At 46.6% G+C, this 16,322-nt stretch carries 9 protein-coding genes; 5 read left to right on the top strand and 4 right to left on the bottom strand.

Features of this window, described 5'->3' with window-relative positions; translation table 11 throughout:
- The first annotated feature begins 107 nt into the window (after positions 1-107).
- Entirely contained in the window at positions 108-1,946 is a 1,839-nt protein-coding gene (locus KOD92_RS07415) for a T9SS type A sorting domain-containing protein (RefSeq protein ID WP_215232921.1), read from the top strand.
- An 84-nt stretch (positions 1,947-2,030) separates the two neighbouring features.
- On the opposite strand, the gene KOD92_RS07410 is transcribed toward KOD92_RS07415, so the two are convergent.
- Together KOD92_RS07410 and KOD92_RS07405 are read right to left on the bottom strand one after the other, a co-directional pair.
- Positions 2,031-3,617, bottom strand: a complete 1,587-nt coding sequence (locus KOD92_RS07410; RefSeq protein ID WP_215232920.1) for a RagB/SusD family nutrient uptake outer membrane protein — start codon at positions 3,615-3,617, stop codon at positions 2,031-2,033.
- A gap of 15 nt (positions 3,618-3,632) precedes the next feature.
- Complete coding sequence (locus KOD92_RS07405; RefSeq protein ID WP_215232919.1) at positions 3,633-7,223, bottom strand: SusC/RagA family TonB-linked outer membrane protein; 3,591 nt, start codon at positions 7,221-7,223, stop codon at positions 3,633-3,635.
- Positions 7,224-7,583: 360 nt separating this feature from the next.
- Between KOD92_RS07405 and KOD92_RS07400 the strand changes: the two genes are divergently transcribed.
- Positions 7,584-7,979 carry a hypothetical protein gene (locus KOD92_RS07400; protein ID WP_215232918.1) on the top strand — a complete coding sequence of 132 codons (396 nt, stop codon included), beginning with the start codon at positions 7,584-7,586 and terminating at the stop codon, positions 7,977-7,979.
- Between the two features lie 44 nt (positions 7,980-8,023).
- Here KOD92_RS07400 and KOD92_RS07395 read toward each other — a convergent pair whose 3' ends face one another.
- Positions 8,024-10,066, bottom strand: a complete 2,043-nt coding sequence (locus KOD92_RS07395) for a M43 family zinc metalloprotease (protein WP_215232917.1) — start codon at positions 10,064-10,066, stop codon at positions 8,024-8,026.
- Positions 10,067-10,319: 253 nt separating this feature from the next.
- Between KOD92_RS07395 and dinB the strand changes: the two genes are divergently transcribed.
- On the top strand, positions 10,320-11,414 hold the full coding sequence (gene dinB / locus KOD92_RS07390; protein WP_215232916.1) for a DNA polymerase IV: 1,095 nt from the start codon (positions 10,320-10,322) through the stop codon (positions 11,412-11,414).
- Positions 11,415-11,417: 3 nt separating this feature from the next.
- Here the strand turns inward: dinB and KOD92_RS07385 are convergent, their stop codons facing one another.
- Entirely contained in the window at positions 11,418-12,596 is a 1,179-nt protein-coding gene (locus KOD92_RS07385; RefSeq protein WP_215232915.1) for a putative sensor domain DACNV-containing protein, read from the bottom strand.
- A 796-nt stretch (positions 12,597-13,392) separates the two neighbouring features.
- Here KOD92_RS07385 and KOD92_RS07380 point away from each other — a divergent pair.
- Together KOD92_RS07380 and KOD92_RS07375 are read left to right on the top strand one after the other, a co-directional pair.
- Entirely contained in the window at positions 13,393-14,376 is a 984-nt protein-coding gene (locus KOD92_RS07380; protein ID WP_215232914.1) for a glycosyltransferase family 2 protein, read from the top strand.
- Positions 14,377-14,488: 112 nt separating this feature from the next.
- Positions 14,489-16,315 (top strand): ABC transporter ATP-binding protein, encoded by a 1,827-nt coding sequence (locus KOD92_RS07375; protein WP_215232913.1) that lies wholly within the window; start codon positions 14,489-14,491, stop codon positions 16,313-16,315.
- Positions 16,316-16,322: the final 7 nt, after the last annotated feature.

Raw genomic sequence — 16,322 nt, 5'->3', positions numbered from 1 at the left:
ATATTTAAAGTGCAGACCGACAAATAACTCAGCAATGTCGATGGCACATTAATTCCCAAATGTTTGAGACTGGTAATTTATATTGATCCACACGAAAACTATTTCATATGAGACCACTTCTAGTTTTGCACTGCATATTTGTAATATCCGCGAGAGTACTTGCGCAGTCTGGCACCCTTGACCCAACTTTTGGTAATGGCGGCAAAGTTATTACCGATATTGATCACTTTAGAAACGCGACAAACTCGGCCGTGATTCAACCTGATGGAAAACTTGTCGTTGTCGGTTATTCCTCTGAATTTCCACAAACCGGTTACTTCTGTATCATGAGATATAATGTCGACGGCAGCCTCGACTTATCCTTCGGACAAGATGGCATTGTACGAACTATCTTAGGGCCGGACGAGGATTGGGCCTATGCGGCTGTACTTCAACCAGACGGTAAAATTATCGCCGCTGGCTATTCTTGGAGTGGTACAAGCTATGATTTTGCTATGGTTCGCTATACCCGCGACGGTACGAAAGATTTAACATTTGGATCTGGTGGGATTGTTACTTCCGATTTCGATGGCCGTAATGAGAAGGCCAACGTTATCCTTTTGAGACCTGATGGAAAAATTCTACTCGCCGGTGTTATAGACGAGGCTGCTACATTTGATAAGGATATGGTGGTCGCACAGTATGAAGCTAATGGAAATCTGGATATCGACTTCGGAGTGAACGGAGTCTCTGTAATTAAGACTGGGGATGTTGGTCTGTGGCAATCGGTTCGAGCCGCCGCTCTTCAAAATGACGGAAAACTAGTATTAGCCGGCTACTCAGAGGTTTGGGTAAACAATTTCCAAGAATTAAATGATGTTATTCTGGTTGGACGGTTAAATGGATCCGGTTTATTGGACAATAGTTTTGGAGAATCTGGATTCGTTAAAACCGCCATTGGTAAGCGGGATGTCGGCACCTCTGTCGCAATTCAGAAGGATAATAAGATTTTGATTTTGGGAAAAACCCAGAAAGTTAAAATTTCAGGCTACCCTGACATGGCTCTGTTAAGGTATGATTCGAATGGTAACCTTGATAATAGCTTTGGAACTTCCGGGATTGTAATTACAACCTTTGAAAACAGCGACGACGAAGGTTATGCGCTCGCCCTACAAAGCGACGACAAGATTCTTGCCGCTGGTTTTACAGCTAAAAACAACGGTTCAACTACAGACTTCGCAATTGCCAGATTTCACCCTAATGGAACCCTTGATGTTTCTTTTGGAACAACTGGAAAAGTGTCTATCGATATCTCTGGTGACCTCGACTTTGGTTCACTCGTGGTTTTGCAAAAAAATGGTAAAATAATACTTGGCGGCTATTCAAAAATCGGAAATGACTATGATATCTCACTAGTCAGATTATTGAATGACGTGGCCCTGCCTGTGAAACTTCAATATTTTGAAGTAAGTAAGGCTGATAATGAAATATCATTAAATTGGAAGACAACCTTCGAGGAAAATTTCGATCATTTCGATATTCAAAAAAGTCGTGACGCAAAAACCTGGGTCGATGTCGGAACGCAGGCAGCTGCCTCAACTTTGGATTCAACTGCAACATACGAATTCATTGATCGTGAGGCAGGTCAAGGAAGGCTATATTATCGCCTAAAAATGGTGGATTCTGACAATACCTTTGCGTACAGTGCAATAAGGAGTATTCTTCATAGTGAACTTGCAGGACAAATTTTAATTTATCCTAATCCAGCATCTGATCAAATTTTTATAAAGAGCGATTTTAATTTGCCCGAAAAAGTCACCTTTCTCAATAGTGTGGGAAAAAAATTCAGCTTGGTAAAATCTCCTGATAATTTTGTCGATATCAGTTCTCTCGACAGTGGGCTCTATACCATTATAATTGACAGGAAGATTGAAAAATCGGCTACTAAACTCCTAATTTTTAGATAAGACGCTACAAAAACGCCGGGCCTTCCAATACGGAAGACCCGGCTAGAATAGCCCGGCGTCTGTAAAGAATGCATTCATTCAATTCTACCAACCGTCATTCTGTCTCAGATTCGGGTTCGCGTCGATCTGCGATTGTGGGATCGGGTAAATTTCCAGCCTTTCGGTGTAGGGGATCAGGATATTGTCGACGATCTGGTCCTCGCTCATGGCGGCGATTTCTTCCTTCAATGTACCCCAGCGGCGGATATCGAATACGGTATTGAATTCACCGGTCAATTCCAGTCTCCTTTCCTTGCGGATCGCGGCGCGCATGTCGGCGACGGTGGCGGCACGGTAAGGAGTGGCCTTCGCACGTGCCCGCACACGGTTCACGAGTGGCAATGCTTCGGCACTTTTGCCCGTCTCGTTCAATGCTTCAGCCAGACTTAACAGTACATCCGGAAAGCGCATTTCTATCATATCTGCGCTATATCCCTGCACCGCAGCTCCCGCCGGACGAGGTACCCGCGCCAGTTTTCCATACGCAATACCATATTTAAAATCATCGTGGGCGAAGGATGCATTCGTGCGTTTGATCACGTAGTTTCCGATCGTGGGATTATAGATAATACTGTCGCCAGTCTGTGCATTCCCGCGAGCGGTGCCCTGGAAAACATATCTCGGAACGAGCGTAAAATCCCTTCTCTGATCCGTCTTTTCATACAGTTGGTAAAAACTATAAAGCAGCCCGTAGTTGGTTTGCTCATCTCCATTTACCAAACCAGAAGGAAAAAGATTAAATGGCAGGATGTTTCCATTCGGTTGCGAAGAGTTGATGAAATAACCGAAGGAAAGTACGATCTCGCGGTTCCTTTCATTATCAAGAGAAAATACATCTGTAAAATCAGGAAGCAGCTCAAAATCATATTTCTCTTCATTTACAGGTCCCACCAGCTGGCTGAACACATCTATCGCTTTCTGGTAATTCTCAGTGCGGTTCAATGGTTTGCCGGCCATTTGCAGGTACACTTTACCCAGCAATGCTTTCACTGTTCCGGCGGAGACCCTGCCCAACTCTGCGCCACCGCGTGAATCGGGTAATCTTGTTTCCGCAAATATCAGGTCCGCTATGATCGCGTCGTACACTTCCACATCGGTCGCACGCGGCGCAAATATCAGATCTTCATCCGCGAGCGAGTTGATCTCTTTCAGGATAAGCGGCACGCCACCGAAAAATCTGACGAGGTTGAAGTAAGCGTAAGCCCTGAGCACGCGGGCCTCGGCAATGTACGGATCAGCTTCCTCTTCTTCACCGGGAACAGCCCTCGTCGCATTGTCAATCACCACATTGGCCCTGAAAATAATCTTGTAAAACCGGCTCCAAACCGATTCGAATGCAGGCGAAGTGGCATTGTGTCCAAAACGATAGTAAGGATCGGCCCCCGAACCCAGGATACCCGCCGTGGCATAACGGTGGCCCGTTTCAGTCAGTGAGAACCGGTTGCTGATATCGCCGAAATCCGGCGCGGTATAAGCATGATAAACGCCGATCGTAGCCTGGTTAAGCCCGTCTTCATCTTTGAAAACGACCTCTTTGCTCAAAGAAGAATAAGGCGATTCTTCCAGATTGTCCTTGCAGGAAAACATTCCCGTCAGCAGGAGCAGTGCAGCTATTTTTATATGACTTTTCATTTTCGTAGGTCGGAATTAGAAATTACACGAGAAACCAATGGTGTACGAACGCTGCGTCGGATACGCGCCATAATCAATACCCTGCTGCAACAGCGACTGCGCATAAGAGCTCACCTCGGGGTCGAAGCCGGTATATTTGGTCAGGGTCCACAGGTTTGTTCCCGTCACGAAAAGTCGTGGGTTCTGAACCGGGCCGAGGCGCGGAAATGTGTAAGACAAGCTCAGCATTTTAAGGCGCATAAAGCTACCGTCTTCCAGCATCGTCGAATTAATATCACCCGAAGGAATACCGCGCTGGATCCCCGGATATTTCGGATCGTTGTGCACGTTGGATTCGGTATAACGCTTGTTGTACCACTCTTCCGACTGATTAAAACCAACGCCGCTGTATTCCACCACGCCATTCATAATGTAAAAATTGGTCAGGTTCAGTACATCGTTTCCGACAGATCCCGTGAACAGCGCATTCAGTGAGAAGTTTTTCCAGGTCAGGTCATTACTCCATCCGAATGTAAAATCGGGTGTGGATTTCCCTAAAACGGTCCGGTCGTCGGCAGTGATGATATTATCGCCATTCACATCTTCATAAATCCACGCGCCGTAGATCGGGGTACCCTTGCTGCCCGCAGGTCTGGGACCTTCAAAAGTGGCGAATGTGGGATTTCCATCAGCGTCGAAATCGGTTGTCTGGGTCAGTCCAGGCACTTTAAAGCCGAAGAACCGGCCAACTTCTTCTCCCGGTGTCAATATACCCATTACTCCGCCGAGCAGGTTTCCATTGAGAGATACAAAGTCAGATTGCGTTCTTTCGCCTAGATCGACCAGTGTATTGATGTTCCGGCTAAGGTTGACTCTCGAAGAAAAAGTTACATTCTTTTTCTGAATGATATTTCCCTGAATACTCAACTCAAATCCCCGGTTACGCATCGTACCATAGTTGTCGATAATGGTACTTACGCCGGCCTGTGTAGGAACTCTCCTTGGTTGGAGCAGATCCGATGTTACCTTATTGTAGTAGTCAAAACTGAATACCAGACGGTCTTTGGCGGTATTGAAATCCATACCCAGATTCAGCTGCCGCGTTCTTTCCCAGGAAAGGTTCGGATTCGCGATCGTATTCGGGAAGATACCCGTACCGATCACCGCGCCATCACCCTGCGGCCCCATTTCATAAAACCCGGAACCATATTGCGAAAGCGAAGAGTAAGGTCCGATCGCCTGGCTACCCGTTTCTCCCCACGATCCTCTGAATTTGGTATTGGAAATAAAGGTAACCCCCTTCATAAATTCTTCCTGATCCAGGTTCCAGGCGAGCGCCACAGAAGGGAAAATTCCGTATTTATTATTTGCAGCGAATGCAGAAGCTCCGTCTATACGCACCGAGCTGTTGAGAACATATTTACCCTTGTAAGAGTAATTTGCTCTTAAAAATCCGGATTGAAGAATCCGCTTTTCCTTGAAGGAACCGATCGCCTGAGATTGTGCACTTCCGATATTATCTATTCCAAAAAACGGCACATCATAACCAGAAGCGTTGGTGTTGACGATTTCAACAGTCTGGTCGTTATATTCCACACCCAGCGTCGAATTCAGATAATGGTCTTTGTTGAAGGTTTTTTCATATTGCAGGTACGCATTGACGTTGTAGCTGTACGTATTGGAAGTATTGTTACTTCCTTTTCCTCTCACCTGATTTCCCTCTGCCGTGGATGGTGGTAAAAATACTTTCCGTCTGCTCAGGTTTTGATTTCCGGCAAGACTAACAACCAGTTGCAACCCTTCCGCCAGCTTAAAGTAATTCTCGACATTCAGAATAGAATAGTCACTCTGCGTCACGTCGGTTTTCGCCATCAGCTCATTCAAGGGATTTGAAAAATAGAACCCTGAATAATTGGGAATACCCATACTGTTGTTACCAAGATAATCGAGTTCCAGCGTCGGCGCGGCGCGAAGTCCGTCCATTAACCCGCCCGAACTTGGCCACGCACGGGAAGCAGTTACAGCCCTGTTTGACTTCTGCCGGCTGAAAGAAAACTGCCCTTTTACATTGTACCAGTTATTTACTTCATTGTTGAGGTTGACGCGCAAACTAGCCCTGTTGTTATCCGAATTCACGATCGTACCCTTTTCCTGTAAATAGTTTCCCGAGATATAATAGGAAGATTTTTCACTGCCGCCCGATATGCTGAGCGTTACATCCTGCCGGAAACTTGGTTGCGTGATCGCCGCGACCCAGTCGGTATTTGTGAATGCGCTATCGAGGTTTCCAAATGGCGGAGTACGGTCGCTTAAAGCATAACTTTCATTGATAATCTCCGCATATTGTCTGGAATTCATCATTTTGATCGGGTTGGAGACCGTACCAAATGACGTTTTGTTTACCAGCTCTACCCTGCCCTCACCGCGTTTTCCGGATTTGGTGGTGATCAATACGACCCCGTTTGCACCGCGAGAACCGTAAATTGCAGTCGCCGAGGCGTCTTTAAGGATTTCCATGCTTTCAATATCGTTGGGGTTGATCCCGTACAATCCGTTCTGCTGATACGCGCCGGTGAAGTTGGCACCCGCTTCCCTATACGGCGGCATCGGAAACCCGTCGATCACGTAAAGTGGCTCGTTGTTTCCGCTCAGCGAGTTATTACCCCTGATCCTGACAACAGCAGCTGCACCCGGCTCGCCCGAGGTTTCGGTCACCTGCACACCGGTGGTCCGGCCCTGGATCGCCTGATCGACCGTATTGATCACCGCCGACTTATATTCGGTTGCAGAAACACGCGAAGTAGAGCTTGCCAGATCCCGCTTGCTTTGCGCTCCGTAGCCTACTACCACCACTTCTTTCAGCGCTTTCGATTCGGGAAGCAGTTGTACATTAAATTGCGTCTGGCTGCCTACGGGTATTTCTTTGGTTGTAAAACCTACAAAACTGTAAACGAGTATTGCTCCCTGAGCGGGTACCTTCATCTGGAAAGTACCGTCGGGCTCTGTAATCGCCTGAATTGTCGTATTTTTCACTAAAACACTTACTCCCGGCAATCCGGAATTCTTTTCGTCAACCACTTTTCCTTTGATTGATTTCGCATCCGGTCCCAGCTCGGGCGATTGCTGCCCTATTGCACTGTCTGCGGGCTGTGCTGGTTGTGCAGCAGGTTGAGTTGGCTGACCTGCCGGTTGGCCGGGAGCCGCATTGCCGGTTTGAGGTTTTGCATTAAGGCTGTCGGGACGCTCCGCCGGCGTGGCGGTGGTATCGGCTGCGACAGCTGGTTTCTTGGTCGTATCGGGAGGAGTTGTAGGTTTTACCAGCGGATCAAAATTCTGAGTACTTTTTCCGGGAACTGCGCCGGTTGCTGGTTTATTGGCTGAATCTGCGGGAGTTTTGATTGAATCAGCCGGTATTTTCGTTTTGGGGAGGGTATCAGTTGCGGGTTTGACGACCGGTGCAATAGTAGTGTCCGGTTTTGCTTTGCGGCTTGAATCTGGAATCACCTGTTGTGCGTAAACGTTTGTTTTGACAAAAAAGAATAGCAGCAGGAGAACCAAACCAATCCTCAGAAAAGTGAGCGTGCCTGAATAGGCTCTACGCCCGCTTAATCGTCGAGTTTCTTGCATATAGATTTTTGGCTAGGTGAAAGGACTATTGTCCCGAAATAATTATGAGTTACTCCCCGGAAGACAAAAATCGTACCGCTATGTTTCTATCGGTGATAAAAAGCACGTTTCAGGCTGCAAGCACCGATTTTTCAACAATGCGGGGCAAACCTGTGCCGGCACTAACTGTGGCAACTATATGCAGGATGCTCCGGGGTTTATCCGCGTGCCGGTATATGTTTTGTAGTTTGATAAATATTGACGAAACGCACGTCATAATTTTTGGAAACAATAAGGTTCCGATTACATTTGCTAAACTCCCCTATTTCTTTTGGGACAACATTGCTCTTTTATAAAGGAGTATAAGAAAACAAATTCCACATGCGCCAGGAACAACTGCTTACCGCCGACTATATTGATTCTCAGATAGGAAATGTAATTGAGTATTACATTCGATGGGAATTTGAAGAAGATCCTTTCTACGGAAAGGCGAGGATTAAAGGACTTGTTGACGGCGATTCCGGCGGTTTAAAGATCATTTGCGACATTATCGAAGGCAGCGACCTCGAACTTGCCTACGAAGAAGAAGAGGTATTTATGATTTCAGACAACCACCCGATCTACGCCGGCAGCCTCCCTGATATTTACTCTGCCAACTGGGTCAGTACCGATGGAAAAAAGAAAAAACAGATCTTTATAGCGCCTGAGAACGAGAATGCAAAAGAATTCGCAGTTTCGCAGACAAATAGTAAAGTGATCGTTAAAAGGATATATTAATCAAAAATAAAATAGCCGGAATCTCTTTCCGGCTATTTTTATGTCTAATTCTTGATGATCTTTTTGGTCAGGACCCGGTCCTCAAATTCTGCCTTTACAATGTAGAGCCCGGAAGCATAGTTCGTCAGATCGAACTCATATACATTGGTACTCACTTCGCCCGTAACTAATTTTTCAGCGATCTTCTTACCTCCTACCGTCAGAATAGAGACTGAACGCAGCCGTTCCGGATGCGGGTAAAACTGCACAGATACCCGCCCGCTCGTCGGATTCGGCGTGACCAGAAAGCCAGCTTCTTTCAGATTAGGATTGATCGTGACGGTCCGCAGATTGATATCGTCGAGGAAAATATCATTTTCTGTTCCACTTGAATTGAGAAATGCAACCAGGATTTCTCCCTGACCGATAAATTCACTGATATCGATCTCTTCCCGCCTCCATTCACTTGCATTAGGAGTAAATGCCACGCGGGTAGCTCCCCGCCGCGTAACCAGCGTTGATCCCCATTTTTTGTAGACACTTGTATAAGACAACCCGCAGTCTGTACTGATCAGTACCTGCAAACTATCCCAAACGTTGCCCTGCGCCGAAGAACTCGTATTTGTAGCTGCTGCAACCTCGAAAGAAACAAATGCAGAATCCGTTCCGGCGATATTCACTGTCGGCAAACGGAGGTAATCCCGCTGGCCGATCACCTGGTTGTTGAAATTCGAAATGCGTACAGACGAACTGCCTGTTTTAGAGGCAATACTCGTCTTTTCCCAAGTTGTGCCGCCATCTTCATTCACAATATCCCAGCCCCGCGGTGGAAACAGGCTTTCGAAACTCTCGACCACAGGCGGGTCTATTGGTTCATAATAAATGAAATCCATCGAAAGCGCATCGTTGGAAGGATCTTCATCCGCCGCGCCGTTCGGATTAAAAGTGGAGATATTCAGAATGTGGTTACCCTCCGTGGTTTGCAGTTCTGCCAAAGTTACTGTTACCCTTTGGTAAGTAGCCAGCGAACCTGTCCAGGTGTAATTCTGCTCGGTCCCATCGTCAATTACCGCGCGAATGCGCACAGAAGTCAGGGTTTCGGCACCCCGGTTTTCGAGTATGATCTGCGGGATAAATGTGTTGGTACAAATACGCTGCTCCGGCTGCGTGATCGATTGAATAGAAGCATCCTTGTTTTTAAGATTGACCGGCGTGCAGGCATTGGAAGATAGCAGCGACAATCGATTCCCCAGTAAAGTCGCCTCCATCACGGCGACCTGCTCCCGGGTAAACATCAGCAGACAATCGTCCGGGGTGTAATCCATATAATTTTGATACATGATCCCATTTCCTGTCGGTGTGCATTGGTCACGCACAATGCCGGTTGGACAGGTCCCGGTGCTGCCTTGCTGGCGCGGTGTGTCGCTAATCCCATCGTCGCGGGTACAGCTATCGTTGTCGTCGCCCCAGATGTGAAACAGGTTGAAATAGTGCCCTAATTCATGCGTAAGTGTTTTTCCACCATTATATGCGGTAAAACTTCCGCCTGGCAGACACGAATAATCCACCACCACACCTTGCTCGTCGGGAACGCCGTCGTCGGGGAAAGTAGCGTAACCAAGCACACCACCCGAAAGATCACAGATCCAGATATTGAGATACTTATCAGGGTCCCAGGCATCCAAACCGCCCGATTCGGCGTGTTTCACAAGATTTGTAGTGTAATCAAATGAATTTCTTGTGGTGGTCACTATTTCAATACCGGTCGTCGGTCTGTCGTCTGGCGTCCTTTGCGCTAAACAGAACTGAATACCTGACTGTCCGAAGAGTGACTTAAAATAGGAAGGTACTTGTGCCAGATGATCAGCGGCACCAAAATAGTCTTTGTTGATCGTATCGAGCTGAGCCCGGATCTGTTCGTCGGTTACCTCCATCCTGCCGCTGAGCACCACATGGAAAACGACGGGAATTACATTGTCCTCGGCGGTTCTGAGCGATTTTCCGGTTCTTAACCTTTCATTGATGATCTCTTTCAAACGCGCATTTCGCTGCTCAAAGATGTTTTTCAGCGCCGGCTGCGCTTCGAATCTTTTATCAAGTAGCCCCATTGTACCGCATTTGTCCTGAGCGGCCAGGGGAGAAATAGAAAAGCAAAAGCAAAAAAACAGGAGTAGGTATTTAGCAAATTGTATAGTTTGTTGCATTAGTTAGGTCAGAACAGTTACTAATAGTCAGGCGCGTATCTTGGTAAATCTAAATTCAATAGAGATTACGAAAAAAAATTACCAAATGATGCGAATTGAAAGTTATTTAATTTGTTTTTAACCAACAGTACTCTATTAAATAATCAAATCTCTCACTATGTCAGCGCCGCTGAGAAAGATCATTCATATTGATATGGATGCTTTTTATGCTTCTGTGGAGCAACGTGATTTCCCTGAATACCGGGGAAAACCGCTGGCCGTGGGCGGCTCTCCTACCGGCCGCGGCGTAGTGGCTACCGCGAGCTACGAGGCCAGGAAGTTTGGCGTACGCTCGGCCATGTCGTCGCGCAAGGCTATTCAGCTTTGTCCGGATATTATTTTTGTGTATCCAAGATTTGAGGTTTATAAAGCAGTTTCCAACAAGATCCGTGAAATTTTTTCGCGCTATACCGATCTGATCGAGCCGCTTTCCCTGGATGAAGCTTACCTGGACGTTACCGAGGACAAACTGAATATAGGATCGGCCATGGAAATTGCAGGTCAGATCAAAAACGCGATCCGTTCCGAGCTTAACCTGACTGCTTCCGCAGGTGTTTCTATCAATAAATTTGTAGCTAAAATTGCCTCGGATATCAATAAACCCGACGGGCTGACTTTCATCGGACCTTCAAAAATCGAAAGTTTCATGAGCAGTTTGCCGGTAGAAAAATTTCACGGCGTCGGAAAAGTAACTGCCGATAAAATGAAAGGAATGGGCATATTCACTGGCGCAGACCTTAAAAAGCTGAGTGAAGAGGAGCTGGTAAAGCGGTTTGGGAAAACGGGTTATTTCTACTACCAAATCGTCCGGGGCCTCGACGACCGGCTCGTACAAACGCACAGAGAAACGAAGTCGCTGGGCGCTGAGGATACTTTTACTTACGACCTGACCACGCCCGAGGAAATGCACAAAGAACTCGACAGGATCGGTGAGATTGTTTTTAACAGACTACAAAAAAAGCAGTTACAAGGCCGGACCGTGACCCTGAAAGTGAAGTTCAGCGATTTTACTCAAATCACCAGAAATCAGTCATTCAACTCCGCCGTCACTGATATTGACGCGATTATTGATACAGCGAAGAGTCTGCTGGACAAAGTTGAAATGAATGAAAAGCCGGTCAGGCTGCTTGGGATCTCGCTTTCCAATTTTCATGAACCCGAAATTCCCAGCCGCAAGCCCAAATACCCGGGACAGCTCGAATTGTTCACTTAGTACTTAAAGCAGCAATGCATCGACGCGATGCGCCTGTACTTTTTTCTCGCACGGAGACCACGAAAAGATCGTAAAACGTCCGTCCTGCGACGCAACGAGAGCGATCGCATCGCGCTGATCATAAACAAATTGCGCTGCGGATAAATGCCTCGTACCACCGGTTTGGACAGGATGTACCACCATGCCCACGTTGCCGATCACCGGCTCTGTCATAATGATTTCCTCCACCGGAACTCCGTCCGCGGACCGGCCGATCTTGGCTCCGAATGCCAGGAGTTCATACTGATCATTAATGATAGTAGCACCATCGACCGCTGTTAATCCGGCCAGATTGTTCACCGCCGCGGCAAATTGCGTCTGCCAGGTGAGCGGATTGGGTTCGTCGAGATATCCTCTATAAAGGTGCGCGAGCTCTGAAAACGCAGGCTCAACCTGATAAGTAATCGGATGAATGATCGATTTTCTCCACTTTTCCAGGCCAGTCGGTACCACGAGAAGAATACCGCCGCGTTCGTGGCTGCGCATGGAAACCGCGAGCTGCACGAGTAGATTAGGCGAGTTGTTCCAGAGTTTCGGTGATTTGAAACCGATCATCGAGTTAATCACCGACGGACAGTCCCTTTCCTTCACGCTTTCCTCGTTCACAACCTTTATCTGGTCGCCTTTCAATACAGCCACATTAACGAATTTTCCGAAACCATCGACGCGCCTGTGTTTGATCACCAGCATGCCCGGCTCGATTACTTCGAGCACAAAACACAAACCCGGAATTACCCTGGTTGTTCCCCAGATGCACAAACCTTCCGACGTGGGCCAAACGCCCAAATGTATCCCGGAACGTTCGACAGCCGGGGCCAGCTTGGTGAGTGTATTGGCAGTAAGCGGTAATTTTTCGGCAAATATGAGTGGGTGCTCCGCGTCTTCGGGAGGCAGGAATGCAATAGAAACTTTGGGCGACCTTCCCTCCTCTTTCCGCAGGCTTGCCCAGAATGTAGTATCAATAATAGACTCAATCGTACGGGCGTCGGGCTTCGGCGCCAGGTCGTGTTCGTAATAGCGGCTTACAGCCTGGTGGTGGCTTTCAAAATGCTGGGCCACCAGATCTGCGACAGAACGCGCCGCATTATATGTAGTAAAAGAAGGAATCTCACTCGCTTGGTAACTCAATTCAGGATTGACCATTTTTCAGGTGGTTTGGCATTCAAATGAAGGTGCAGCTTTCCAGGAATATGCTGGTTATTTCGGTAAACAAACGCAATCGTGAAAAAGTTGGAGGATTATCTGATTAAAAATTCTCCTTCCGGCACCGGCAGATTGTTGAGTATTTTTTTTCACACATTCCAGAAAAAGATTTGCCCAAAATGTAAGTTTTTACCGCCTGATAATGAAGCGTTTCACACTAGCCGAAGATTATCAGCGTCATAATTGTGACAAATTCAGCTCCTGTTTTCCAACCATTTTTCGCCGGCTTGTATCCTAGCATATACAAGTCAGAATATTAGCCATGAAAATTTTGTTTCAATTTTAACAGTATGAATAACGATCGATATTTCAGATCTTGCCTGCTCCAAACGCCCGACTTTTCTCTTAATAGAGATCAAAACAAAAAAAATGAAGTTATGTGTTTGAATAATACCGCAAATCAATTTTCTGAAAGCTCAGCAGCGTCTGCATCCTTTACCTACCTCCTTCCTTCTCTCTTAACAAGTTTAGTTTTCCGGGCTGTTTAAAAAACTCTATCTGAATTTTTCAGTCCTGGAAAGCGAGCCGAACAATGCGGCGTATATGCTTTTCGTAAGCGGCCGTATCGTTTTTTCTAATGGTTCAATTATTTAACAAAGGCAGTGATTATTACCGAAGGCAATGAAATAAGACAGGGTGCGTTTGAGAAACACCCCGCTTTCCTGATTAAATCTATAACCATTAATGATATAGCTATCGGAAACACAATTTACCCTACACAAAAACTGAAAGATTAATGAGAAGCATTTCCGTAGTTATTCCGAATTATAACGGGAAACATCTGTTCGAAAAGTATTTTGAGAGCAACTACAAAATATTGAAGGGATTGGGGCCAGATGTACAGATCATCGTTGTTGACGATGCTTCCACAGATGATTCGGTATCATACCTCGAAAATCACTATGGTAGCGAAATCACTATCATCCGCAAGGAAAAAAACTCCGGATTTGCCAATACCTGTAACCTCGGGATCAGAAAGGCCAACAACGACCTGATCTTTTTGCTCAACACCGACGTGACGCTGGAAGAAGGGTATTTCGAGAAGTTATACAAATATTTCGAGCTGGAAGATACGTTTGGTGTGATGGGGCGGATTATCGGAATGGAGGATGACAACATTCTCGATGCGGCCCGCTCGCCGAAGATCCTGGGCAGGAAGATCAAGCCAAGTAATTTCTTTTACCTGCAAGACGCCGATACGCTGACCCCCACTTTCTATCTGTCGGGCGCGATCGCATTGATGGATACGCGCAAGCTGAAAGCGATCAACGGTTTCAACGAAATGTTCAATCCATATTACGGTGAAGACCAGGAAATGTCGATCCGCGCGTGGCGCCTGGGCTGGAAGTGCTATTACGAGCACAACGCAGTGTGCCGGCACGAGGTATCGGCTACGACAAAGGGACATAAGGATAACTATTCGGTAAAAAGGATTTATTTCCGAAACAGATATTATATGCACCACCTGCACCTTCACGGGTCGGATCTCAATCTGTACCACTTGCAGGTTATTTTAAGCGATGTGCTGCCAAGCATTCTTACGCTTCAATTTTACAAGGCAGAAGCTTATCTGGATTTTCTTCGCAATATGAATGAATTGAAGCAGCGAAAAACTGCATTCAAACGCCAGATGAGAACTTACAAATCCAACCTCGGTATCAACGATATTATCGAGAACATCCAGATCATGCTTAAATACAAGCAGGTTGTTAAATTGTAATCGTAGCGCTATTTTCATCTAATAACATTAATTTGCATCCTGGACCGGAAATTGTCATGATTTCCGGCCATTTTACTTTCAGGCATAGCTAGCGTGAATGCCATTTTAACAAATGAAGACTTACTTTCGATTATTATCTTTTGCCCAGCCAATCTCACGATTTGCATTTCCATATGTCCTTTTCACAGTGCTTGGCGTTGTTTTCAATACCCTTAACCTGGCACTGCTCGCTCCGCTTTTAAGTACTCTTTTCAACAATAGCAAAGAAGGTACTACGCTGATACCTAAGCCGGAAAGTGCATTTGACGTACCAGAACTTTTGAATTATTATGCACAGCAGGCCAACATCATTTACGGGCCGCACGGAGCGCTTCAAATCGTGTGCGGCATTATTGTCGTATCGGTGTTGCTTTCGAATGTATTCAAATATTTCTCTCAGCGGGTCATGGAAAATCTCCGGATCCACACTTTGCTTAACCTCAGAAAAACGGTTTTTAATAATGTAATGAACCTGCACGTGGGCTATTTCAGTAACCAGCGTAAAGGGGATATTATTTCAAAAATCGCTTCTGACGTGCAGGTTGTGCAGTTTTCAGTGACGGGTACCTTGCAAGTTGTATTCAAAGAACCTTTACAGCTGATCGCCTATATTTTCATGCTTTTCGCGACGTCGGTAAAGCTGACCCTTTTTGCGATCCTGGTAATCCCAATCTCCGCGTTTCTGATCTCTAAAATTGTAAAAAGACTGAAAGAGCAGGCTACACAGGCGCAGCAGATGTTCGGGTTGATGATCAGTTACCTGGACGAAGCTTTGTCGGGGATCAAGATTATCAAGGCTTTTAATGCGACGAATGACATTAAGGATAAATTTCACCAGGAGAATGTGCGGTACTCGGATCTTGGCAAAAAAATGGCCAAACGCCAGCAGCTGGGCGCCCCGGTTTCTGAGTTTCTGGGCGTGACGATGGTTGCGATCATTGTGCTGTACGGAGGCTCGCTGATCCTTGATAATCAGTCAGATCTGACCGTTTCGAAATTTGTCGCCTACATTGGTATTTTCTCTCAGGTAATGCGTCCGGCCAAGGCTATTACGGATTCTTTCAGTACGATCCACGCCGGTATTGCCGCAGGTGAGCGCGTTTTGGAATTGATAGACGAGCGGCCCGCAATTAAAGACAGCCCGGATGCAGTTGAAATTAACACTTTCAACGACGCGATCAGGCTCAATGACTTGTCGTTCTCCTACCCTGGCCGACCGGTTTTGCAATCTATTAACCTGACCATCCCGAAGGGAAAAACGGTCGCATTGGTAGGGCCGTCGGGAGGCGGGAAATCTACCTTAATGGACCTGATTCCAAGGTTTATCGAAGCCCACGAAGGAAATGTGACCATCGACGGGGTGGATATCCGCAACCTTAAACTCGAATCGCTTTGGTCGAAGATCGGCGTGGTGAACCAGGAATCCGTGCTATTTAACGATACGATTTTCAACAATATAGCTTTTGGGGTACCGAATGCGACCATTGAAGAAGTGGAAGCCGCTGCCCGCATTGCCAATGCACACGATTTTATCATGCAAACCGAGGAAGGTTACGATAGCAATATCGGTGACCGCGGCGTGAAACTTTCGGGTGGACAGAAACAGCGGATCTGCATTGCCCGCGCCGTGCTGAAAAACCCGCCTATTATGCTCCTCGACGAGGCTACATCTGCACTGGATACTGAATCGGAAAAACTGGTGCAGGATGCATTGAACAACCTGATGAAAAACAGGACTTCGCTCGTCATCGCGCACAGGCTCAGCACAATCCAGAATGCAGACATTATTGTGGTGCTGGAAGACGGCCGCATTGTGGAGCAGGGTAACCATCCTGAGCTCATTGCAAATGAAAGACTTTATCGCCGGCTGGTCGATATGCAGCAATTTTCGGAGGCTTAATGAATAA

Source organism: Dyadobacter linearis, assembly GCF_907165045.1.
GTDB classification, from domain to species: Bacteria; Bacteroidota; Bacteroidia; order Cytophagales; family Spirosomataceae; genus Dyadobacter; species Dyadobacter linearis.
This window is presented reverse-complemented; position numbering and strand designations above follow the sequence as displayed.